This is a genomic window from Sphingobacterium hotanense (assembly GCF_008274825.1).
GTDB lineage: Bacteria > Bacteroidota > Bacteroidia > Sphingobacteriales > Sphingobacteriaceae > Sphingobacterium > Sphingobacterium hotanense.
In genome coordinates this window covers 2,713,684-2,739,426 of record NZ_CP030848.1, presented here as the reverse complement: position 1 = coordinate 2,739,426, position 25,743 = coordinate 2,713,684, and the positions used below count along the sequence as shown (strand labels likewise).

The 25,743-nt window shown below is 41.0% G+C and carries 15 protein-coding genes; all 15 read left to right on the top strand.

Going from position 1 to position 25,743, the window contains the following annotated elements; translation table 11 throughout:
• Nucleotides 1-8 precede the first annotated feature (8 nt).
• The 15 genes from DSM08_RS11485 (at nucleotide 9) to DSM08_RS11415 (ending at nucleotide 25,725) form a co-directional block, all read left to right on the top strand.
• Nucleotides 9-578: an RNA polymerase sigma factor gene (locus tag DSM08_RS11485; RefSeq protein WP_149526283.1), complete on the top strand. Its 570-nt coding sequence runs from the start codon at nucleotides 9-11 to the stop codon at nucleotides 576-578.
• A 79-nt stretch (nucleotides 579-657) separates the two neighbouring features.
• On the top strand, nucleotides 658-1,815 hold the full coding sequence (locus tag DSM08_RS11480) for a FecR family protein (RefSeq protein ID WP_149526282.1): 1,158 nt from the start codon (nucleotides 658-660) through the stop codon (nucleotides 1,813-1,815).
• Nucleotides 1,816-1,825: 10 nt separating this feature from the next.
• Nucleotides 1,826-2,839 carry a TonB-dependent receptor plug domain-containing protein gene (locus DSM08_RS11475; RefSeq protein ID WP_149526281.1) on the top strand — a complete coding sequence of 338 codons (1,014 nt, stop codon included), beginning with the start codon at nucleotides 1,826-1,828 and terminating at the stop codon, nucleotides 2,837-2,839.
• The gene (locus tag DSM08_RS11470) at nucleotides 2,743-5,334 is read left to right on the top strand and encodes a SusC/RagA family TonB-linked outer membrane protein (protein ID WP_149526280.1); all 2,592 of its coding nucleotides are present in this window, start codon (nucleotides 2,743-2,745) and stop codon (nucleotides 5,332-5,334) included. Before DSM08_RS11475 ends, DSM08_RS11470 begins: the two co-directional genes overlap by 97 nt.
• An 11-nt stretch (nucleotides 5,335-5,345) precedes the next feature.
• On the top strand, nucleotides 5,346-6,722 hold the full coding sequence (locus DSM08_RS11465; protein WP_149526279.1) for a RagB/SusD family nutrient uptake outer membrane protein: 1,377 nt from the start codon (nucleotides 5,346-5,348) through the stop codon (nucleotides 6,720-6,722).
• A gap of 6 nt (nucleotides 6,723-6,728) precedes the next feature.
• Nucleotides 6,729-7,826 (top strand): TlpA disulfide reductase family protein, encoded by a 1,098-nt coding sequence (locus DSM08_RS11460; protein ID WP_149526278.1) that lies wholly within the window; start codon nucleotides 6,729-6,731, stop codon nucleotides 7,824-7,826.
• Nucleotides 7,816-8,967 carry a TlpA family protein disulfide reductase gene (locus DSM08_RS11455; RefSeq protein WP_149526277.1) on the top strand — a complete coding sequence of 384 codons (1,152 nt, stop codon included), beginning with the start codon at nucleotides 7,816-7,818 and terminating at the stop codon, nucleotides 8,965-8,967. Before DSM08_RS11460 ends, DSM08_RS11455 begins: the two co-directional genes overlap by 11 nt.
• Nucleotides 8,968-9,347: 380 nt before the next feature.
• Nucleotides 9,348-11,885, top strand: a complete 2,538-nt coding sequence (locus tag DSM08_RS11450) for a tetratricopeptide repeat protein (protein WP_246172228.1) — start codon at nucleotides 9,348-9,350, stop codon at nucleotides 11,883-11,885.
• 351 nt (nucleotides 11,886-12,236) lie between these two features.
• Complete coding sequence (locus DSM08_RS11445; protein ID WP_223110804.1) at nucleotides 12,237-15,320, top strand: SusC/RagA family TonB-linked outer membrane protein; 3,084 nt, start codon at nucleotides 12,237-12,239, stop codon at nucleotides 15,318-15,320.
• Nucleotides 15,321-15,339: 19 nt separating this feature from the next.
• Nucleotides 15,340-17,133, top strand: coding sequence for a RagB/SusD family nutrient uptake outer membrane protein (locus DSM08_RS11440; RefSeq protein ID WP_149526275.1), 1,794 nt, complete (start codon nucleotides 15,340-15,342; stop codon nucleotides 17,131-17,133).
• A 118-nt stretch (nucleotides 17,134-17,251) separates the two neighbouring features.
• A complete protein-coding gene (locus DSM08_RS11435; protein WP_149526274.1) occupies nucleotides 17,252-20,269 on the top strand; it encodes a SusC/RagA family TonB-linked outer membrane protein in 3,018 nt (1,005 codons plus the stop codon).
• 30 nt (nucleotides 20,270-20,299) lie between these two features.
• A complete protein-coding gene (locus DSM08_RS11430; protein ID WP_149526273.1) occupies nucleotides 20,300-22,021 on the top strand; it encodes a RagB/SusD family nutrient uptake outer membrane protein in 1,722 nt (573 codons plus the stop codon).
• Between the two features lie 102 nt (nucleotides 22,022-22,123).
• Nucleotides 22,124-22,906: a ThuA domain-containing protein gene (locus DSM08_RS11425; protein WP_187773852.1), complete on the top strand. Its 783-nt coding sequence runs from the start codon at nucleotides 22,124-22,126 to the stop codon at nucleotides 22,904-22,906.
• 29 nt (nucleotides 22,907-22,935) lie between these two features.
• Nucleotides 22,936-24,345 (top strand): neutral/alkaline non-lysosomal ceramidase N-terminal domain-containing protein, encoded by a 1,410-nt coding sequence (locus DSM08_RS11420; protein ID WP_187773851.1) that lies wholly within the window; start codon nucleotides 22,936-22,938, stop codon nucleotides 24,343-24,345.
• Nucleotides 24,346-24,351: 6 nt separating this feature from the next.
• The gene (locus DSM08_RS11415) at nucleotides 24,352-25,725 is read left to right on the top strand and encodes a neutral/alkaline non-lysosomal ceramidase N-terminal domain-containing protein (RefSeq protein WP_149526270.1); all 1,374 of its coding nucleotides are present in this window, start codon (nucleotides 24,352-24,354) and stop codon (nucleotides 25,723-25,725) included.
• Nucleotides 25,726-25,743 lie beyond the last annotated feature (18 nt).

The window sequence follows — 25,743 nt, the reverse complement described above, 5'->3', positions numbered from 1 at the left end:
AAATTTAGATGGAGGAAAAGAACATTCGCGAAGAGGATTTGGCTAATCTCATACGAGAGGGGAATGTTATGGCTTTTGAAATCGCCTTCAAGCAATTCCGTGAAATCTTATTTAAGCATGCTTTTTACGTTGTCAGGAACATGGATGAAGCTGAGGATGTGATTCAAGAGGTCTTTACAACGCTTTGGGAAAAGCGCGAGTCGATTCCTGCAGAAGCAAACCTTTCCAGTTATCTTTATCGCATGACACGGAATCGGGTACTGAATAAGCTCAGTCATCAGAAGGTGATGGATAATTATATTCAGCATGTTCTTGTTGAGCAGTCGGAACAGACTAGCAATAGTGACTTAGATCTTATTGGGAAAGAGTTGGCTGCGATTATCGAGTCTGAGATCGGCAAGCTTCCTGCTCGAATGCGTGAAGTTTTTAATTTAAGTCGAAATGAGGGCCTTAGTCATAAGGAAATTGCCGAGTTGTTGCAAATTTCGGAAGGTACATCTAAATTGCAGGTTTCCAAAGCTTTGGCAATTCTTAGACAGCGTGTTCTTAAAGCCGTTATTGTTCTTTTAGCGGGTTAATAAAAATTTATTTCATTTTCTTATATATCCTTCGGCTGGGTTAGCTGTCTTTATGATACTAGGCAATTAAAAAATAACCATGCTACCTGAAGAGATAAAGAATTTAATTGGCAAATACCAAGCGCGTACAATATCCAAAAACGAGCAAGAACAGCTATTTCGTTGGTATAACGAACAAGCTAAATCTGCAACCAGTATGGACGATGCAGATATGCATATTCGTTTGGAAAGGATCGCTGGACAATTGCCTGCGTTGAATACGAAGCTGGTTCGTCAAATTTCCTGGATTAAATGGGCAGCTGCAGCCATAATTACCATGGCGGTGGGTTTGGCGATCTATACTTCTCAACAAAAAGACATTCCTTTAGACATTGTTATTCAAGCAGACTCTACAAAAGGAGCGGAGTTGGTATTGGCTACCGGTAAAGTAATTTCCCTTAATGAGGTCGGTCAAGGTGATACCATCGATGCTGATGGCAGCAAGCTTTTTAAGACGAGTGATGGTTATATCGCATATAGTTTTGATGGCGATATAAATGAGGCTAACCAGAATTACAGCTTCCGGACCCCGGTGGGTACAGAAACTAAAATATTACTGCCTGATGGTACTCGGGTTTGGTTAAATGCGGCGTCGGAGTTGAGTTTTAAAAAACAATGGGCCGTGGAAAACCGAGAAGTATATTTGAAGGGCGAGGCTTATTTTGAGGTTAGCAAACAAAGAAACCCGCAGGGTCTATTGTATACCCCTTTTAAAGTTTATTTTGCCGGTCAGGCAGTAGAAGTGCTTGGCACAAAGTTCCGCATACAAAACTATCAAGAGGAAGCGTGGAGTACAACGAGCCTGTTCGAAGGTTCCGTAAAGCTAGAGATATTAGCGTCAAATAAGCAAGTAGATAAAGCCGTGATCTTAAAGCCTGGGCAGCAAGGGTTATTCAACAGAGATAGCAGACTGTTAGATTTTAAAAATATTATCGAGGATGCGCCGCAAAGTTGGCGGGACGGATATTTCAGTTTCCATGGCGAAAACTTAAGGGAAGTTTGTGCGCAACTAGCACGTTGGTATCCGGTTACCTTTGATATAGATGCTGATCTGCCGAAAGGCGAATATCACGGTGATATTCCTAAAACTTATTCGCTCAATGAGGTATTAGATATCCTGATCGATAAGAACATGAATTATAGATTCTCTAATGAAAATAACCAAATAAAAGTACGCTTAAACCAAGAAAAGAAATAACCAATTTTTTATGAAGCATTTTATTAATTACAAAACCTGGGGAGGTTTAGACTATCTCTTTGTCAAAAAAATTGCCGTAGTGCTGCTAATTGTTTGTCTGATTCATAGTAATTCAGCATTAGCATTTGGGCAGGATTTGAAAGTTCATGCGAAGCAAGAACGACTGAGCCAAATATTTGAAAAACTCAAGAAAGAAAATGGATACCATTTCTTTTGGGAGGGTAAGGACTTCTCAAATACGCTAGTTGATGTTTCTGTCGTTGGTAATATCGACGAAGTACTGGCAGCTTTGTTTAAAAACCTGCCGGTTGAATACAGACTGCACAAGAAAACGGTAATTATTCGTGTAGATAATGCGAAGTTATCTCAAACAGCAAACTCGCAGCAGCAGATTGTTAGAGGTCGTGTAATCGACGAAGAGGGGAATCCGATGGTCGGCGCAACGGTGCGATATAGCCATTCGGGAACCTATCATACGCTAGCTACAGGTTCAAAGGGTGAATTCGAGTTTCCTTCAAACTCGTTCCCTGTACATATTATGATCACAAGCTTGGGTTTTAGACCTCAAGAGTATAGTATAGCCTCTGCTAATGATTCGAATCTGATACAATTGCTTAGAAATAATGAAGTAATCGAAGATATCGATATTGTCTATACGGGTTATCAGGCGCTAAAAAAGGAAAGCTCTTCGGGTTCCAGCAGTGGTATTTCAAAGGAATTCATTCAGGAAAGAAATAACAATTCACTAGATAAAATTCTAGAAAATGCGGTTCCTGGTCTTAACACTTATACAACACCGGATGGAAAGATGGACATGCGAGTTCGTGGCGGTAGTTCGCTACGCGCCGGCACAAATCCGTTGATCGTAGTTGATGGGTTTCCAAGTGAAATTATGCCTGATGTGAATGAAATCGAAAATATTACGGTATTGAAGATGCAGCGGCTGCTGCAATCTGGGGTTCTCAGGCTGCGAATGGGGTCATCGTTATCACGACGAGTAAAGGAAAAGCTGGGAAACCTGTAATCCAATATTCTGGAAATTTGAGGGTAGAGTCTAGACCTGATTATTCCGCATTGCAAAGAGCAAGTTCAGCGGATGTTATCGACTATGAAAAGGAACAATATGACAAGGGTTATATCATGGCCGGCATTTTCGATAATTCTTCGGGTGGATATTCGCAATCCATAGGAATTTTTAATGATTTCGATCGTAAGGATATTGATTTAGCGGAGCGCGATAGACGATTGAGCCTATTAGCGGGATTAGATAATCAATCGCAAGTAAATGATTTATTGTTGCGTCAAGCAATCAATCAGAAGCACTTTTTATCCATCAGCGGCGGTTCAGATAGATTCAACTATTATTCTGGCTTTAATTTCGAGCAGGATTTAGCGGGAACAAAAGGTACACAAGCAAAGAGTACTTTGGTGACCAATAGATTGTCATACCATTTGGCCGACTTTCTGACGCTGCGTAGTAACATATCGATGGACTATAACTGGGGGAATCAGGGTGTTAGTAATTTAGAAAGCAATATACGAGCCTTGCAACCGTATCAAATGATACAGGATGAACAAGGTAATCCTATCAATAATTATTTCGGCTACAATAAGATTGAAAACGACCGTTTAATGGGCCTAGGGTATTTGGATAATGGGGTGAATTTATTGACAGATAATAACCTGGCGAACAATAAATCGACCGGATTTGGTATTCGTAGTATTTTCGGAATGGATTGGAAGCTGATGAAAGGCCTGCGATTGACGAATGATTTAGTTTATGAACGTCTGAACGGCAGACAGCGTAATCTTTATAATCAAGAATCTTATTTTACGAGAAGCTTAGTTAATAGATTTACGGCTTACGATGATGCTGTGGGAGATTATGTGAAATATATTCCATATGGTGATGTATTAGACTTAAATTATACTAACACCAAGCGTATGGCTTCGCGTAATCAATTGAACTATGAAAACACGTTTGCCGAGCGCCATTATTTGAATGTAATTGCTGGGGCGGATATTAGTAAGCGAATCGCCGACGGTGGAATCCAGCGAATGTTAGGGTTTAATGATGAGCTATACAGTTCGCAGGATATCGACGCGAAGAAACTTGCGTTGGGTGTCAGAGATTGGGAAGGATTAACCCAACGTTATGTTGCCGCAGATTATAATAAATTAAGCTATTTTGAAAATAGAGAGTATTCTTTTTATTCATCCTTAGCCTATACTTATGATCGTCGATATACCTTTACAGGTAGTTATAGAAATGATTATTCGAATTTATTTGGTGCAGACCCTAAGCTCAGAAGAACGCCACTATGGAGCGTAGGAGGTAAATGGTTATTGCACAACGAAGCTTTCTTTAACAATGAATGGATTTCAGAATTGAGTCTTCGTTCGACTATTGGTGTTACGGGTAATTTCGACCGGAACAATTCAACAACTACCTTTTTGACAGCGACACGCTTTTTTAACAATATTGCTGATGATTTTGTTGCGCGGCTTCAAACTCCTCCAAACCCTAAGCTACGTTGGGAGAGTTCGCGTACCTTCAATGCTGGTTTAGATCTAGGCCTTTTAGCAAATCGTTTTGTAGTCAATGTAGATTATTATAACAAGTTTAGCTATGACTTACTCGGAAGTCAGGAGCTGGACCCTACAGTTGGTTTAACGAATGCCTATGTTAATGCTGCAGAATTATCGAATAAGGGTATTGAGTTTGGTATTCAAGCAAATATTCTACAAAACCGTCCATTCGAATGGTCGAGCCAATTGAATCTTGCTTATAATAAAAGCAAAGTAATATCTAATAAAATTACTGATACCAATCCGAGGCTAAATCGTCCAAGAGATGTAGTCCCATTCTTAGAAGGATATGAAAGGGAGTCGCTATGGAGTTATCGCTGGGCAGGATTGGACGAAAAAGGGAGGCCACAGACTTACGGTGCTGACGGCGAAAAAGTCCTTGTGCCAGTGGAAGAATCTTTAGAATTGAATGGTACAACAAGGCCTCGCTATAGCGGATCGTTTAATAACACGTTGAGATATAAAGGATTTAACCTATCTATCTTTACCGTATTTAACTTAGGACAAGTTGCTCGCATGGAAATGCCAGAGATGTATGGTTATGTATGGGATAGCTCTTATAATAATAAAATCGCCAAACGTTGGAGACAACCGGGTGATGAGCATAAGACTGATATTCCGGCCATCCCTTTAATGGAAGACTTTTTTGAACTCGCGGATGACTATAGCCGATTGGCGACTCTTTCCAGCAACTCTGTTTTCGATGCTTCTTTCCTACGGGTAAGAGAAATCCAGTTAGGTTATACCTTAATCGATTCTCAATTTTTAAAAAGCTTGCCTTTCAAATCTGTTCGTGCGGTAATGCAAGTGAATAATGTGTTCCTATGGAAAGCAAACAAATCGGGGCTTGATCCCGAGGCTGTTGTAAGTAGAATGTACTATTTACCGGAGCCAATGGTTTATACATTTGGACTTAACCTAACCCTTTAATTTTGCCTAAGATGAAAAGAATATATTTAGCATTCGTAATTCTGGTTGCTTCGTTAAGTAGTTGCCAAAAATACCTAGACATCCGTCCTAAAGGGAAATTTATTCCTCAGACAATCCAAGACTATGAAGAGTTGTCATCAAATCCATCGTATGCAGGAAATGGCAATGCGTATTTAGAACGTCTTTCCGACGGGATTTATCTCGCGCAGTCCACTGTAAATAGTGGGATGAACGGAGCAGGTTCAAAGACCTATATCTGGGCAGCGGAGTATTACCTAGAGACGGAGAGCGACCGTACATGGAATGATAACTATAATAATATTTTCAACGCAAATATCATCTTGCAAGAGATTGATGGCGTTGAAGATGGAACGCAAGAGCGTAAGAATGTGGTTAGAGGGAATGCTCTTTGCAATCGTGCACAGGCATACATGAATCTTATACTTTTTTACGCGCCTACTTACAATGAAAGCACAGCGGCTTCAGACCTTGGGGTACCCTTAATAACGATTCCAGACTTGGAAGCGAAGTCTAGCAGAGCTTCGGTAAAAGAAGTGTATGACCAAATTCTTAGCGATCTAACGACCGCATTGCCTCTTCTTCGGGATGAACCTAAGAACGTATATCGTCAAAGTAAAGGCGTTGCGAACGGGCTACTTGCACGTCTGTATCTTTATAAGGGACAGTATGAAAAGGCATTGGCCCATGCCAATGAAGCATTGAAAACAAACAGTACTATTTTCGATTTCAATGAGTATAGATTTATTAATCCAGATCGTCCTGCTTTGGGGATTGCTAATCGTGCGCTAGCGCAAGTACATCCGGAGATGATTTCCTATATGACCACTTCATTTGGAACTATTTTGAGCAACAGTTTCATCGATCCTGATTTGTTAAATCAATTTGATCCGAAGGATCTTCGACTCAAATTCGGCTGGTCAAAAACAGACCGTACTGGTGTTCCGGTTAAAGAACCCTATCCACAATATATCAATGCAGACTTGAACTATAATATCGCTGTTCCGGAGATGATGTTAATTGTTGCGGAATGCCATGCCAGATTAAATCAAAAAGATCAGGCAGTGAAGTTGCTAAATACCTTGAGAAAGAAGCGTTTTGCTTCTGAGGACTTTAAAGAGGTTGAAGCCACAACTGCAGAGGATGCATTGAAATTGGTGATCAAGGAGCGTAGAATGGAATTGTTCGGTAAGGGGTTACGTTGGTTTGATATGAAGCGTTTGGACAAAGACCCGCGTTTTGCAAAGACTTATAAGCGTGCTAATACGGAACAATCTTATACGCTGGCTCCAGGCTCCTCGCATTTCGTTGCTCAGATTCCAGGCTTGGTGATGAAGTTGAACCCTAATATTGTTCCAAATCCTAGATAAGCAGATATGAGGAAATCTAGATTAGTGCTGTTCTGGTTATGCATTCATTTGATTCCACTTGCTACAATAGCACAAGGGAACTATCAAATTAATGGACAGATTATTAGTGATGAAAATGTTACTCATGCTTATCTCTATACCTTCAATAAAGGTCGGGAATTGCTGGACTCTGCAGAGGTTAAGAACAATGCGTTTCAATTTAGCGGTCAAGTAGATAAGATCCAGGCGGCGAGCGTTGGCTTGAAAGGGTCGAAACGTTCAGTTCATTTCATCTTAGAACCGGCGCAGATGCAGGTACGACTACAGGAAGACTGGAACCAGCCTAGTACGGTGATCGGTGGAATGCAGAATGCGATTAAGAAGGGATATGAGCTTGATGTGGCTATGTTTCAGGATAGTATGAGGGCACTTGGTGCTGCATATGAACATGCCGACGAAGACGGTAAAGTAAAGTTAGGCATGCAAATGCAAGTTTGGAATCAGAAGGTCGACTCTGTTCGTAAAGATTATTTAAGAGCGCATCCTGCTTCCTTAGCTGTATTAGATATCTATCGACCATATATTCCTGGTATGAACTATGTCGAGCTTCAGGAATTAGTTAGTCGATTCGACAAGGGATTAGCCTATGCACCAGTTTATCAGGAGTTATTAAGGAATTATGAACGAAAGAAGGAACGAAATTTAGTGGGTAAGCAAGCTCCTGCGATCCATAGTCAAACGAATGGGGGAAAGGCATTCGATTTAACTTCACTGAAAGGGAAGACTGTGCTGATCGATTTCTGGGCTTCATGGTGTGCCCCTTGTCGTATTGCGAATCGAAAACTTGTGCCGACCTATGAGAAATATCGTTCAAAGGGTTTTGAGATTGTGTCGGTCTCGATGGATGACAAGGATCATTTGTGGAAGGCAGCAGTAGAGAAGGACGGTATTCCTTGGATACAGGTTGCAGACTTAATTGATTTAAAATCGAATAAGGCGGCTGCGGCATATCATGTTGAGCAGTTGCCCACATTATTCTTAATTGATGAGAATGGTGTCGTGGTTAAACAGAACATGAATCACGAAGAACTTTTAGAATTTTTAAAATTAAAATATGATGAATAAGCGATCTATAATATTCGGTTTATTGGGTTTTGCACTTTTTACGAATGTGCATGGCCAAGAGAAATTAGTGGAAATTAGCGGACGAATTAAGGGTATTGGCAATAGGGAGATTCGAGTGTTAGACCCTGAAAAGGGAGAGATTAAGCGATTCAATGCGACTCAGGATAATTTTAAGATCGAAGTGCCTTTGCACACGAACGACCAAAGGTTCTTTACTTTGCATTTACCTTCATTAGGTGATATGGGGCCGTCGATGAAAACACCTGCATTATTTTTTATGGTCGATGATGATCCCATCAATATCCAAGCGCATATTGAAGAGGGGAGTGTGGAGACTGATACCATCATTGGGGCGAATGATTTTAACGCGTTTAATTCGACATATAAGCAGTTGAAGAGCACGGGAGAGCTGATGCTTGTTACTGCAGAATATAATAAAGCGTTCAATGCTTATAACAACGTTGCGCAAACAGAAGAAAATCTCGAAGCATTGAAGGCTGTGGGTGACAAGATTGAGGCAATTTATACGGATCAGCGAAAGGAAATCACTGAACTTATTGCGTCGAATCCAAAGTCTTTGACTGTTGCAACCTTAGCGCGTCAATATACCGCCCCGGAAATGACACCGGACGCCATTTCAACATTTCTTTCTCAATTCGATAAGGGAGTGATAGCGCAAAGTTTTTATTTGAAAGAGCTGCAAAACAAGTTAGCAAAGGTGAGTCAGTTGGAAGTCGGTCAGCAGGCTCCGGATTTCACAATTAAAGGTGTCGATCAGAAAGCTATTAAGTTGAGTGATTTTAAAGGCAAGTATGTTTTATTGGACTTTTGGGCTTCTTGGTGTGGTCCTTGCCGACGCGAGATGCCTCATGTGAAAGCTGCTTACGAGCAATTCAAAGGAAATAACTTTCAGGTTTTTGCTGTTTCGATCGATAGTGATGCTACAGCTTGGAAGAAAGAGCTGGAAGAGGATAATATGCCATTTGTTCATGCGTTGGATGTGAAAGGAAAGCAAAGCGTTGGTGATTTATATATGGTGAGAGCAATTCCGACGAACTTCTTGATTGATTCAACAGGTAAGATTATTGCGAAAAATCTGAGAGGCGAGGAGCTTAGTAAATTTTTAGAGAGTCGGTTGTAGGCTAGTCGGGATGTGGTTTTTTCGAACCTTTGGTTTAAAAAATGAATTTGGTCGGAACCAGGAAAGGAAAGATGCGAGGATTGACAAGATTGACTGTCAATCTTCGCATCTTTCCTTTCCTGGTTTCAAGACAAGCAATCGATACTGCAATCCTAAACTTCTGATCTGAAATCAATACTCTCTCCCTTCTAGTAGTAAATTCACCTAAAGTGTACACATCAAAAATCAAAAGGAGAAACCCTCATTTATTGGCTGACTTTTTGCTAAAATTCATCAGACGGTGATTAAAAAATTTAGTTTTATATCTCATTTTCGTTAGATATCTTAAAGCTTGATTTGCTCACTGAATTTGATGGTTTCAAAAATATCGGGTATATAAAATGACAATGGTGGCGAAACGAAGGATTGATAATAATTATAAAAAGTATATTTTAACAGGCGTTTTCTCGACGTTAATCTTAGTCGGTTATGCACAAGAAGAGAAAAAGCAACCGCAAAAGAATGAGCAAGCAAGTGGGCAAGTTGATCGAACGCAACCACGTGTAATGGACTCTATTGAAGTGGTTCGAGAATATCGTCCTATTCTTGCTGATGCGGTAAAGATTCGAAGAACTCCTGATATGAAGATCGATCGGGCTACACTTGCACAAGAATTACGCGAGATTGCAGCAAGCATGTACTTTGCACGAAATAATTATAAACAACCTTATCACAGCCCCCTTCCACAACGGTATCCAAATGCGTCCCGCGACAATATTGATAATAACAGGATCGGTATTATTGCATATTTAGCTGGTGAGTATGAGCGAGCAGCATCTATTTTAAGTAAGGTGCAACCTACAGACGCCTTCTATCAGAGTTCACTGATCGGGCTAGGGAACATCGCGTTGAAGAATGGGGATAAGCAAGCTGCTTTGGCGGCATTTCAAAAAGCAGCCCAATTGAATTACGATCAAGAAGTGAAAGCTGATGGTTTATTCAATTATGGCAAAATCTTATACGAGTTAGATTCTGTTCGAGATGCCTTGCAACCACTGCAGGAATATATAGCGTTAAATTTTAAAGACCAAAGCTCCGAACAAGGGAAAGAAACGACCGAATCTCGAATTACACAAGTTTTAACGGGTACCAGCAATTTTCAGGCTGGGGTTTATTTGTTAGAGTCGTTCAAGAATAGGGAGGAGAAGGCAGAAATGATCTATCAGAAGGTGACCTACTATCGAGGAATGGAGTTTTATAACGAACGTGCTTTCGAAAACAGTATTTCTATGTTTATGCGGTCCGAGAAGGTTCCTTTTGACCCAGAGATGGCGGCATTAGCGACTTATTGGAAAGCCGAAGCGATGTATGAAGTTCGTAAATATGGGGAAGCGGTAGATAATTTTTCCAAGTTCCTTCAGTTGCCGGCAGCACGAAATACTACTGTTTACAATTATGCGAATTATGCCTTAGCGTATGCCGCATTTCGTATTAATCGATATAACGTCGCTGCGCAGTATTTTGAGCGCTTTTTAGCATCAGAGGAAGGTTCCTTAGACAAAAAAATACGGCATGACGTAATAGCTCGTCTTGGTGACTCTTATCTCTCAACACGAAACTACGGGCGTGCGAATGAGTATTATTGCCGGCTAATAAAGGAAAAGGCGCCAAACGAAGATTATGCCTTGTTTCAGCAAGGAATCATTAAAGGGCTTCAAGGCGATAACGAAGGCAAATTAAATACGCTGAGGGCTGTGGTAGAGCAATTTCCGAACTCAAACTATGCGGATGATGTCGCGTTTGAAATTCCTTATTTGTCATTTACCACTGGTGATTACGAGTCCGCTATTTCGGGACTTCAGCAAATGATCAAACGATATCCTCGAAGTAGCTATGTGCCTAGAGCCTTGATGACAATCGGTCTAGTACAATACAATAACAATGATAATGAGGCAGCAATGGCTACTTTCCAAAAGGTGGTAGAGGAGTATTCGACGACTAGTGAGGCAGCTCAAGCGATGCTTTCTATCGAAAATATTTATTTGGATCAAGGAGATGCAACTAGTTATATACACTACGCAACGAGCAACAATATCGCTGACCTAAGTGTTTCCGAACAGGATAACTTGGCATTCCAAGCTGGACGAACCTTATTTGCGCGCGGACAATATGGTCCAGCGGTAGAAGCAATTAACGCGTATTTCGACAAGTTTCCGAAGCCTAGACAGGAAAAGCATGCGCGTTACATTCGAGGGGTAAGTTTATATCATACTGGGCATCCTCGCGAAGCGTTACATGATTTGAATATTATATTAAACGATTGGACAAGTCAGTATACGGAACAAACTTTGATGACAGTCGCTGCTTTGTACTTAAGTTTAAAGGAGTATAACGAGGCGATTGTTCACCTCAAAAAGTTAGAGCTAAATTCGGATTATAAGAAGAATTATGGATACGCAGTGACTAACCTTATGATCTGCTACTACGAGCTTGGAGATTTTGAACAGATGGAGAATTATGTTGAACTCATTAAAAATTATGATAAAGCATCTGAAGCCGAGATTGCTACTGCACATTTGTATAGTGCGAAGGCATCGCTAGCGAAAGAAGATAAGGCTACTGCGATGAAAGAGCTGAATTTGGCGGCTTTGAAAGGTAAGTCTGCCGCAAGCGCTGAGGCAAGATATAGAGTAGCAATGATGCAGTATGAAAATAAGGAGTACAGCAAAGCGCAAAAGTCGGCTTTTGATGTCATTGAAAATATGGATGAACAGGACTATTGGGTGGCTAAGAGTTTTATCTTGCTTGCTGATACTTATGCTAGGAAAGGGGATGCTGTGCAGGCAAGAAGTACTTTGGAAAGTGTGATTGAGAATTATGAGGGCGATGATGATATCATTCCAACTGCTAAAGCACGTTTGCAGAAATTGAAGAAGTAGAAAGGGTAGAAGGGTATTCTTTAAACTACGATAATAAATGGATTGCCAACTTTTAAAATAAGAGTTGGCTTTTTTATTTATTGTTACCACCTATAGTATTTTATCAATAAACTTTCCTACAACCGATTTATAGTCATAATATTGATTAATAGTGTGTTAAAAATATCGGTTGTTTTTGAATATTTGTTTTAACAAATAACAAATATTTTGAGGAAATAAATACATTAATGACAATAGGGTGACAAAACGCATCGTTTTACACTTCGAGAAAAAGATTATAAATCCTATAATTGTGTTAACTAACTGCCTGTTAAAACGGGTACGTAAACAATTCCTAAACTAACCAAAATTATGATGATGAGAACAAAATTCCTTCCTCCCATCTTTGCGTTTCTATTCTCCATATTCTTTCAGCTGAATGCTCAGCAGCTGAGTATCAGAGGGATAGTGAGGGATAGCGAAACGATGGAATCTATTGCAAATGTCACTATTATTTCTGGTAAAAATAGTTTGCAAAGTGATCAATCTGGAAATTTTAATATCGATGCGCCCAAGGGATCGAAACTTAAATTTACTTCATTGGGCTATCGTTCGTCTGAGATTGTTGTCGAATCGTCCTTTGTAGAAGTCCTGTTAATTAGGAACTTTGCGGACATTGACGAAGTGGTGGTTGTTGGATATGGAACCGTTAAAAGATCGGATTTAACAGGGTCTGTCACTCGTGTGAATAGCGAAACTTTTAAAAATCAACCGATGACACAATTCACGGATATGCTATCGGGAACTGTCGCCGGATTTTCTTCTAAGCAATCTACCGGCGCGGCAGGGAAAGGTTCCATGCAGATAAGGGGGCCGAATTCAATACAAGCGGGGAGTTCACCCATGATTGTACTAGATGGTGTTATTTTTAATGGCTCTATCGAAGATATCAACCCTAATGATATCAAAACAATCGATATTTTAAAAGACGCGAGTTCAGCAGCGGTATATGGTTCTCGTGCAGCTTCGGGAGTTGTGCTCATCACAACTGAAAAAGGCCATTCCGGCGAACCCTCAATTAATATCTCCTCTTCTGTTGGTGTTTCCCAACTTTTAAATCCAGGTTATTTTGCTAGAGATCCTCAAAACTACTTAAACATGCGTCGTGATTTCTTTCGAAGTAGGGAGTCTAATAAATTGCCGGACTACCATTGGCTTTCTCCCTCCGAGCTGCCAGCCGGTGTCAGCATTGAGGACTGGCGTAAAACGGTAAATAATCCTGATCCTGACGATGAAAAGGAGTGGCTGCGAAGATTGAGTTTTTTTCCAACGGAAATTGAAGGGTATAAAAATAATCAGACAGTTAATTGGGTAGACGAGGGGTTTAGAACCGGACTGCGTCAGGATTATAACATTGGAATATCAGCAGGATCTGAAAAGTCAAAACAGTATTTTTCTTTAGGGTATGTAAATAATCAAGGAATACTTCTTGGCGATAAATACAAGGCCATTCGCGGACGTGTAAATCTAGATTTTGATTTAAGCTCTTGGTTGAAAATCGGTACCAACCTGCAATTTTCGAGACAGGACGAGAGTTCTGTCCCAGCGACTTTGGATAGAATACAAATTATGAGTCCATATGCTAGTTTATATGATGACAAGGGTAAATTAAACTGGTATCCTCATGGTTATTTAGGAGGTCCGACCAATCCGCTTCTTGATCATTATGGACAAGAAAAGGAATATATAACTTACAATCTTTTCGGCTCAGTCTTCGCTGAGATCGCCTTGCCATTTGGTATCCAATATAAAGCTTCATTTCAGCCGTTAATTGAGACGTATCGAGATTATAACTATTGGTCGCCCGAAACTCAAAAAGGAGGGCATACCTTTTCGAATGGTTATGCCACAAGAGATGATTTCACGCTCTCTGAATGGATGATTGATAATTTATTGAAATGGAATAAGGAGATAGGGATCCACAACTTCGATGTGACCTTATTGTATTCAGCAGAAGAAAGGAACACTTGGCTTTCACAAGCGACGAATCAGAACTTCCTGCCTAGCCCTATTCTAGGATTCGGCGGAATTCAGTTTGGTGATAAACCAGCCATTTCTGCTAACGACGAAAAAAGAACAGGCGATGCGTTTATGGCGCGTTTGAACTATAGCTTATTGAAGAAATATTTATTGACCCTCTCCATACGTCGCGATGGCTATTCCGCTTTTGGTCAAGAGAATCCGAAAGCGTCCTTTCCAGCTGCCGCATTTGCATGGCAGATTCACAATGAAGAGTTTTTTAAAGTTAAGTCGGTCAACGAATTGAAGTTGAGGCTTTCGTGGGGAGTCAATGGAAACCGAGACATTGGAGTTTATTCTGCCTTGGATCAAATTGGTTCAAACCCTTACTACAATGGCTCTGGAACCCAGCAAGGGGTCGTAACATCAACTTTACCTAATGCTGCCCTTCGCTGGGAGGAAACGGAAGCCCTGAATCTGGGATTGGATTTATCCATGTTTGATTATCGATTAAATCTTACAGCAGATGTTTACCAAATGAAAACATCGAATCTGCTCGTTAATAGATCATTGCCGACCATTACAGGTTTCGAGGATGTGATGACTAATATAGGTCAGCTCGACAATAAAGGTTTGGAACTTTCCATATCTACGAAAAATATCCGAAAGGAAAATTTTGATTGGACTTCTAGCCTTAACTTCTCGCTCAACCGAAATAAAATAAAAACCTTATTTGGCGATCAAGGGAAGTATATTCTCGAGGGTAAGGAATATTATGGAGAACTTCCAGAATATGGAAATAAATGGTTTCCAGGAAAGTCTCTTGATGCAATTTGGGACTATAGTATATTGGGTGTTTGGCAGAAAGATGAAGCAGCAGAAGCTTTGAAATATACCCTGTATCCCGGCGATTACAAAGCTGAGGACTTGGATGGTAATGGGAAATACGAGGCATTGCAAGACAAGAAGTTTATAGGCTACACGGAACCTCGGTTTAATATAGGTCTTAGAAATGAGGTTAATTTTCTTCGAAACTTTTCTGCGTCAGTTTTTATCAGAGCAGACTTAGGTCATAAACGTCACTTCAATCCCTCATTAGTGGATGTTACGTCACTCGATCGCTTAAGTACTGCGAATTTCCCATATTGGTCACCCGACAATCCGACAAATGATTGGCCTCGATTAGGTTTCCGAAGAACCGCGTATGGTGGGGGAATTATGCCATACAAGCCAACCTCTTTTCTTCGTGTTCAGGACGTATCCTTAGCATACAATGTGGGTAAAGAATATCTGCAAGCTTTAAAATTTACGAGTCTTCGCGCATTCGTTTCTGCACGCAATCTATTCACGTTTGATAAATGGCCAGGTGCAGATCCCGAATCTGGCTTCGCACCAATGCCGCGAACATTCTCACTGGGCCTTAATATTGTTTTATAATCTAAAGACGTCGATAATCATGAGAACATATAAACACTTAAAGCAGCGTAACATTGCAATTTTTATGATGCTTGTTCAGCTATTATTAATAGGTTGCTCTGACGATTTTTTGAAACCTAAACCAAAGTCTTTTTTTACCGGACAAAATGTCTTTGTAAACAAGCAGGGCTATGATGCAGCGTTAATCACTCTTCGCAAGAATTTGAGTATGGAACAAACGGGGCAGAAAAACTTCTTAGCCCATCAATGGATGGCTTCGGAAGCAGGTTCACCTTATTTACCGGGAAGCACCGATTGGCGATTGTTGACACCGACGGTCGAAGGACACCAAAAGTTTGTTTCTCAAATAAACGAGATGTTCGTTATTGTCAAAAATGCCAATACCATAATCTCTCGAATAGACAATATTGAATGGGAAAAGGAGTCGGACAGAAATGAAATTCTTGCTGAAGCGCTCTGGCATCGATCTTATTGGTATTATCGTCTAATTGGGAACTACGGCGACCTTCCGTTTGTGATGGAAGAAGCGAAAGGTGCCAAATTAGACTATAAAACACACTCTCGATGGGCCATTTTAGAAAAAATCAAAAAGGATATGGAATGGGCTGTGACTAACATGAAGGAAACTGGTGCTGCTGGTGTGCCGACGAGAGGAGCGGGATATCATTTATTAACGAAGATTTATTTAGCGAATCTAGAATGGGATAACGCAATCAATGCGGCCAGCAATGTAATTAACGGACCCTACAGTTTGATGTCGGAACGCTTTGGTGCCGAAGCTAATGATCCTAAGAAGAATTATATCTGGGATCTGCATCGCCCTCAGAATAAAAATATTGCTCAAAATAAAGAGACTATCCTTGCTTTCATAGATCGATATGAAGCTCCTGACGCTGCCAGGTCTCCAGGATTATTCACGGCAAGAGTTTACCATCCAACGTGGTGGCACTCTGCAGAAAATGCCAGAGATAAGGATGGTGGTTTAGGATTTATCGATAAGGGACCGCTTTATGACAGTTTGGGCCGTGGCAATCCTGACTGCTTATTAAACGATTGGCATGCATACGACATTTGGAAGGATAAACAACAACATACTTGGCAGAATACACCTGATTTAAGAAGAGCAGATATTAATTGGTTTGATCGGCATGAGTTTATCTACAATAATCCCGCGTCGTCTCAATATGGCAAACCCTTCGACCCACAGAATTTACCCCATCCTGCAGAACATTTTATTAGAATTTATCCAATTCCATTTTATAAAACATATGTGCCAAATCATCCTCAGCAAACTAGTCCGCCAATGGGAAGTAATGGTGACTGGTATATTTATCGTTTAGCAGAAACCTTTCTATTAAGGGCGGAAGCTTATTACTGGAAAGGAAATATGACGGCTGCTGCTGAAGATATCAATAAAGTTCGTGGAAGGGCAAAAGCACCGTTGATTGGGGCTTCAGATGTTAGCATTGATTTTATTTTCGATGAGCGTGCGCGAGAGCTTTTTGGGGAGGAACCAAGACAAAATGAATTGAACAGGGTTTCCTACATTATGGCAAAGTTGGGTCTGAACGGCTATTCCCTAACCAATTTGCATGAGAAAAATTGGTTTTATGATCGGATATCTAAGCTGAATAATATTTATTACAATGCCAATTTGATTATTTCAAATACCTACCACATCGAACCTTACAATTTCCAATGGCCGATTGACGATAAAATTATTAATTCAAATACCATGGGAAGAATTAATCAAAACAAAGGATACGTAGGAGCTGAACGCAATGAAGAACCTTTAACTGTTATCGATGAGTAAAGCAATTAAAACTACCCCGTCCAGTCAGAAATTCGATTCATCATAAGCTGATCGGTTGCATTTCATTTTACTGATTGTTTAATCAAATTATACAACCTACAAGATATAATCACACATTATGATGAAAAATTCAAAAATATTTCTCGCAACGCTTTGTTCTTGCCTAATTTCCATCCTTGTTTATGGTCAGGAAGCTCGAACTTACAATGGGCTTGTTCAGAATGCGGAAACGAGAGCTCCGCTATCTGGCGTTTCGATAACAGTGAAGGATGCTGCGGTTCAAACAGATGCTGAAGGAAAGTTTACCATTCAGGCAAACCCAGGCGAAAGTTTATCGGCTAGCTTATTAGGCTATGAAACGTTTCGCGTACAATTAGGGAATCTAACTACATTACAAATTTCGTTAAATGAAGTATCTGCAGAATTAGAAGATGTCGTCGTTATTGGTTATGGTACTGCTAAGAAATCCGACCTGACTGGTTCTGTAGTTCGAATTTCTATGGAAGACAAGGCGTTACAGGCTAATACCAACTTACTGCAGTCACTTATCGGTGCTACGTCCGGCGTCAACTTAGAATCAAGAGGAGGAGCAAGCAGCGAACCATCCTTGTCAATTCGCGGGCAAACATCTTTATCGGCATCCGATAGACCTTTGATTGTTCTCGATGGCGTTATTTACAATGGTAGTATCAATAATATCAATATGAACGATGTCGAAGCAGTCGATGTTTTGAAAGATGCTAGTGCTGCTGCGGTCTATGGTTCTCGCGCGGCAAACGGGGTATTATTGATTACAACAAAGAAAGGTAAGACTGAAAAGCCGGTGATTGCATTCAATACCTATGCCGGGGTACAAGACATGACAAATAACCCCATGCGTGTGATGGATGGTGAAGAATTTGCTGTTCGTTTAGTAGATTGGGACTGGCAAAGTAAGGTTTACAATTGGTATAAGACAAATCCGACAGATGCATCGACAAGACCAGTGCGACCGGATGTGACCGACAGAAATGTGGTCGCTAATTATTTGAGAACGTTAGAAGAAAAAGAAAACTATCTAGCAGGAAAATCAATTGATTGGGTCGACGAGGTATTGCAAACAGCTCCCATGCAATATTATAATTTAAGCTTGCAGGGACGATCCGATCTCTCTAACTATTATATTTCAGGCTCTTACTCGGATGTCGAAGGCATACAATTAAATGACCGGATGAAGAGACTGACGCTCCGTAGTAATGTAGAATCAAGGATCAACGACTGGTTAAAGATCAATCTAAATACTTCCTTTAGCAATATTGATAATTCTGGTATTCCGGCAAGTCTAGCTACTGCTAGAAAGGCAAGCCCGTTGGTAAATAACTATATAGGTCAAGACACTTATGATATCTATCTTGGAGGCGAATTGTTCCAGCCGTACCCTTTAGTCAATCTTTATGTGGATAATTCGGATGTAAGTAAAGAGTTCTTTGGTTTAGGTGCTGTTAGAATCGACGCTCCTTGGGTAAAGGGTTTAGCTTATGATTTCAACTATTCTTACATCTACTCCAATCGGAACAACAATACTTTTAACTCGAGTAAGACACCAGCGGGAGTAAGCAATCGGGGTGAAGCCGTAAAATCGCCATCGGAAGGAAAAGACTGGGCGATTAACAATATCCTTAGCTATAGCAATACGTTCGGTAAACATCAAATTAACTCAACCCTGTTGCTAAGTACCGAAGGGCGCAGTGGAAGTGGGTCATCTTTGAATGCATCAGGATTTAACAATGAAGTGCTTGGCTATAACAATGTCGGATTGGCTGAAGTTGCGACTGTTGCGTCTAGCGCTTATAAGGAGAATAGTATATCCTATATGGCCCGCGCAAATTATAGCTTTATGTCACGCTATCTTTTCACAGCGACAATACGTCGGGATGGGTTTTCCGGTTTTGGAGCAACGAACAAATGGGCAAATTTCCCTTCCGCATCAGTGGCTTGGGTGGTTTCAGAAGAACCTTTCTTTAAAAGGGATGATATCTATTTGAAGATCAGAACTTCCTACGGAAAGAATGGTAATCAGGGGATTGGACGTTACTCTAGCCAATCAAGAATGGGCACTCGCGACTATGTGTATGGACAAAATACGGCTATCGGAATTTACCCCGGTACCTTAGGGAATATTGAATTAGGTTGGGAAACGACATCGGCAATAAACGCAGGGATCGACTTCGGATTTATGAACAATAGAATTACTGGTACCCTGGATTTATACTCATCAAAGACAACCGATATTCTTGTTAGAAGAAAACTTCCTCGCATGGCTGGTTATGCAGACATATGGACCAATATCGGCGCAACAGCGAATAAGGGAATAGAATTAGACATTAAATCAATCAATCTTAATGGCGCATTTCGATGGGAAACAAGCTTGACATTTGCATTAAACAGAGATAAGTTGACTAGACTCTACGGCGATGGAAATGATAGAGATATTGGTAATGCGTGGTTTGTAGGCGAGCCATTAGGTGCCATCTACGACTATGAGATGGCTGGTGGCGTTTGGACGGAGGAAGAGTTTTTTAACGGACAGGTTCTGGAAGGCTGGTATCCAGGTCAATTCAAATATGTAGATCAAGGCGATAAGGATGGCGTGATTGATCCGACAAACGATAGAGCGATTATTGGCTTTACATCGCCAAGCTATCGATTCAGCATCAATAATACTTTCCTTTATAAGAACTTTAGTCTATCAATTTTTATTAACTCTATTCAAGGAGGCAGCAATCGTTATTTGGCAAATAACGTAGAGAATGTAAATCCGCTTTATTATTTCCCAGATCGACACAACAACTCAGCGGTTAATCCTTATTGGAGTCCGCTAGAGCCAACAACAAATACAACGGGTATTTATAACGTTCCGCTTCGTCAAAGTGGCATTTATCAAAGCCGAAGCTTTGTTCGTATTCAAGATGTTTCCTTAGGGTACAGTTTCAAAAATGAGCTGTTGCAAAAGTTGAAGATGCAATCTGCACAGGTATATATTTCGAGCAAAAATCCTTACGTGTGGACGAAGTGGCAGGGATGGGATCCAGAAAGTGGCGCAAGCGATAATCCGGTAATGCGGAATGTAGTCTTTGGCTTAAATGTATCTTTTTAACATGTTGAATAACATTCAAAACTCTTAGTTATGAAAACGATCAAGAAAATATTTTACAACATACGCGTATTCAGCTTATCACTTTTGCTGCTTGCTTTCCTAGCCTGTGATAAAAGCTTGTTGGATGAAAAGCCATTAGACTTTTTATCACCAGATAATGCTTATTTAACCGAAGCAGGGGCGTTGCAGGGTGTGACTGCAATCCATGACCGCGTTCGATCTGCATATTATTCCTTTGGCGAATTTGGCGTCATGAATTGGGCGACACATGGAAGCGACCTTGGTTATAACGGCGAAACCCCTGCAGCTGGGGGAGTTTATTTGAATTCCTATGAAGATATGACACCGATTTGGCGAAATGTCGTGGACCCTTGGAATGTTGGATTTGAAGTAATTCAGTGGGCTAACGTATTGATCGATAAGGTTGGCAAAGCCAGTCCGGAAGATTTTACGAATGGAGAGAAGGGTAAAAATGTATATATCGCTGAAGCAAGATTTTTCAGAGCTTTTATGTATAGAAATTTAGCCTCGACCTATGGCGATATTCCGGTACTAACTGAACCTATTCAGACTGCAAAGGCCGACTTTGTAAGAGATCCTATAAAAAAGGTTTATGAGCAAATGGTAGAGGACTTCAAGTTTGCTGCGGAGAATCTTCCGAAACCATCGCAAGAAGCAGCGCCTGGAAGAATTACGCAGGGTCCGGCTTTACACTTTCTAGCAGAAACTTATCTGGAACTGAAAGATCCAACCAAAGCAGTAGAAGCAGCGAGCAAGGTCATCAATGATTACAATTATAATTTGATGACGAGACGCTTTGGGGGTAGGTTAGGAAATGATGTTTTTGGATCAGGTGACCCATACTTTGACTTATTCGGCTATGGCAATCATAATCTTCCCGAGAATACCGAATCCATGTGGGTCATCCAAGTTGAGCCATTTATCAAGGGTGGGGGGCAAATAGCCAGTGCTTATATCTTTGGCCCACGTTACTTCGATATAGGACTAACTCCAGATGGGAAGAAAGCCATTCTTGGTGAATTGTATAATGGTGCTTACACTGGCTATACGGATACGCTTGGACGTCCAACGGCAAACGCTAGAGGAACGAATTTAGTGTACTATTACATATGGAAGGATAATTGGAATAATGATACAAGAAATGCAGAGCATAACTTGAAAAGAAACTTCTACTACGATAATCCGCAATCGGCTTATCATAAAAAGAAGATTGACTTCAGTTTATACAACCCGGCACGAACAGATCCTAGAGCAGACACGTTAAAAATCCTCTTTCCGATTCATACGAAATTCACGGATCCTTTAAATTATTTCTTGCAGCCAAATCGCTCTGGCGGCGGGATTACCCATAAGGATTGGTATGCCTTACGTTTTGCCGAAACTTTATTGTTGCGTGCAGAAGCTTATTTAGCGACCGGTCAAAAAGACCTGGCAGCTGCAGATGTAAACAAGGTTCGTCAAAGATCAAATGCGAAGCCTGTTGCTGCAGCGAATCTGGATATCGATTATATACTGGACGAAAGAGCTAGAGAATTATATGGCGAAGAATGGCGCTTAATTACGCTGAGAAGGACCGGAAAGTTGATTGAACGGGTACTGAAGTACAATGATAATCCGCTGTGTCCTGGAGCTTTTATTAAGCCTCATAATTTCCGATGGCCAATACCATTAGCAGATATTGACTTGAATATTGACGCTGAATTTCCACAAAATCCAGGTTATGACCAATAAGCCGTCAATGCTGTAAGAATTGATCATGATCTGATAGAATTGAATCTAAAAATGATGGAATTGATGTTTTTTAAAAGGTATCCAATAGTAATTAATCGACTTGTGCGTCTGATAATCTTGTTGATCGTCATGGATGTTGGAATGAGTACTTCGGCGTTTGCAATCGCAAAGAGCAAGCTACCGCACATCGTCTTTTTGATAAGTGAAGATCCAGACAATTATGGAGCACATCTCACGATACCTGCCTTTGCAAAATCCTTGTCGGAAACAGGACAATATAAAACGACAGTACTCTTGGGCAGTTCGAACCGTACGTCCTACCGTTTTCCAAACTTTGAAATCGTAAATAAGGCGGATCTAGTCGTGGTTTTTACGCGAAGACTGGCTTTACCTAGTGAACAAATGGATATACTAAAAAAATATCTCCAGAATGGCGGTGGGCTTGTCGGAATAAGAACCGCAAATCATGCTTTTACCCTTTTAAAAGGTGAGGTTGCTGAGAACGGCTTCGAACAATGGCCAGAATTCGTTTCCACGGTTTTAGGCTGTGAAAATAGAGGATATGGATTGGCCACTGCTAAAACAGTAGTGCAGGTCAATGAACGTTTCTTAGACCATGAGATTCTAAAGGGGATACAGTACAGAAACTGGGTTAGTGATGGTAACCTTTATCTAGTGGATCCACTCCTTGACAGAAACGCTCAAGTCTTATTACAGGGGCTGAGTGACCAGAAATCACAGCCAATAGCATGGACGCGCCATTATGGCAAGAGTAGAGTTTTCTACACCTCGCTGGGCTATCCATCGGATTTTAAGAATGAAAATTTTATCAAACTATTAGTGAATGCTATGGATTGGACATTGAATAAAAATGCTAAACATTGACAATTGGGATGTCACGAAAATTTGAAAGTATGAATTTATATAATCAAAATACTAAACCCATCACTCCCGTAAAACGGATAAGGGCAAAGTTCATATATATGTTATTGTTGCTATCGCTTTTCGGAATCTCCCACACTTTTGCTGCTGAGCAGCTAAGGGTCGGAATTGCCAAGAGAAATATTACGCCAAGTTCCGAGGTGAAAAATTGGGTGACAGGAAAACCATACCGAGTTATTAAGGATTCAATCTTCGTCCGTTCGTTAGTGCTTATGGACAGCTTAAATAATACATCGGTTATCATTTCTTGGGATTTAGTCGATGCTAGTGAATCAGCGACGGAAGAAATCCGGAAAAGGATTTCTGAATTTGCAAAAATCCCCATGAAAAACATTTTGGTCAATGCGACGCATAACCATTCTGCTCCCTGGTCGCCTGTTTACAATCAGGGATTTCGTGGAAGAGAAAATGAAACATGGTGGACAAGCCGTCACATTGAAAACATCAATAGTGATCCACACTTTTCCGCTTGGAAGCAAGAGCTGATCGATAAAACCTTAGCCGCAACAAAGGAGGCCATGAAATCCGTTCAACCGGCCTCAATTTGGGTCGGACGGGTCGATGCTTCCGAATTTATGAATAATAGAAGGCCACGTGCTGCAAAATGGGGTGTAGAAGACAACAACACACCTGCTGGGTACAATTACAAGCACAAAGAGTGGAATCCAAAAGTACTTATGGGTGCTGCAACCTTTGGTCCCATGGATCGTGCAATGTCCTTAGTTTCTTTTCGCAACAAAGAGGGAAGGAATATAGCCACTATTTTCCATTTAGCAATTCATGCGGTGGCTATCTATCCATATTCTGACGATATTTCGGGGGATTGGCCAAATGCTGCTGCTTCCAGCATGAACAAAAAATTAGGTGGAGAATCCATCTTTCTACAGGGCGCTGCTGGCGATATCAACCCATGGCGTCGTGGTCCCGATGCGGTAAAACAGATGGCAACTGGGCTCGTTGATCTGGCGGCTTTAGCCTTTAATTATAGTGCAAAGATCTCTATTTCGCCACTTCAAACATATCAACGGAAAGTCAGTCTTCCAACTTCCGACCGAGGAAAAAGCAGAACCGGCTTAGAAGCCATCGAAGCGGAAGTTCAGGTAATAACAATGGGGCCGTTGGCCATAGTCGCATTGCCTGGTGAACCTTTGACTTCTCTTGCAGATGAGATAAGGAAGAATTCACCTTTTCCTCAAACGCTTGTCTTGGGCTATTCAAATGGCAATGGCGTCCACTACGTCTGTTTGCCGGATGAAGAGCCTCATGGGGGATACGAGGTGGAAGAGGGAACTTCGGGGTCCCATGTTGCAGGATTGGAACTCGTAGAAACCGCCAATCAAATGTTAAAGGAGGCTAGAGCCGATATGAACATTAAAAACTAAAAAATAATGAAGAGAACAATCGTACAAGCAATTAGCATTTCCTTCATGATATTGAATATAGTTATATCCATTGCGTATGCACAGGATCTAAAAGGGAAAAGTTGGAAGGTAGGGTTGGCGACTGCCAATATCACACCCGAAAAGCCGATGTGGTTGGCTGGTTATGCCAGCCGCACAAAACCTTCTGAAGGAAGTATACATCCTTTGTGGGCAAAATGTATTCTCTTTGAAGATGCGCAAGGAAATAGATCCTTACTTTTAACCCTTGAAGTCGTTGGAATCGGCAGTAGTTTTAGCAGCGAAGTTCGCCAAGCCATCAGTAAGGAAACAGGCGCGCCCATCGAAAACATAATAATCAACTGCTCCCATACGCACTCTGGTCCCGTACTCGATCACGTTTTAACTGGTATTTATCCCTTAGATGATTCAAATAAAATGGTCATCGTTGAATATGGAAAATGGCTAAGGAAAACGTTAATTCAATTAAGCAAACAAGCGCTTCAGGACCTGGAGCCTGTTAAACTTTTCGCTAAAAATGGTGTTTCTAGAGTTCAAGTAAACCGTAGGTCAAATCAAGAGAAAGACATAGCCAGTTTAAAAGAACTAAAAGGTCCTAATGATTTCTCCGTCCCAGTATTTAAGATCGAGACGGCTTCGGGAAAACTGAAGGCTATTATTTTTGGATATGCCTGCCATCCTACGGTGCTATCAGGGTATCAATGGTCAGGAGATTATGCAGGCTTCGCTCAGGCGGAATTAGAAAAGTTATATCCTGGGGCAAAGGCATTGTTTTTTCAAGGTGCAGGCGGAGATCAAAATCCATTGCCTAGACGCACGCTAGCACTTGCCAAGCAATACGGTAAATCTTTAGCTGCTTCTGTCGAACGCGTTATTGAGGAAGATATGACCGAATTGGCGCCTAAATTTGAATCAGCATCCGCAAATATAGATTTACCCTTGACTAGTCCACCGACACTGGGAGAATTGGAGAAAATCCAGAAAGAAGCCGGTTCGGGTTATATTTATGAATGGAGCTCTAATTTGATTGACCAATATAAGAGCGGAAAATCAATTCTAGGAAGCTACACTAATTATCCGATTCAGGTATGGGACTTCGCCGGACAAAAGCTAATCAGCTTGGGAGGGGAGGTGACGATCGGTTATGCGGTCAAATTGAAAGAGAAATATGGTGAGGATATTTTCGTCATGGCGTATAGCAATGATGTGATGGGATATATTCCTACTGAACAAGTACTGGAGGAAGGAGGCTATGAAGGGGATACTTCTCAGAGAGCCTACGGCTTGCCCAGTAAATGGGCGCCAGGAATCGAAGGTCGGATACTTACCGCGATTGACTCCTTGATCAAGAAAATACGATAATCATAGAATAAGCTAACG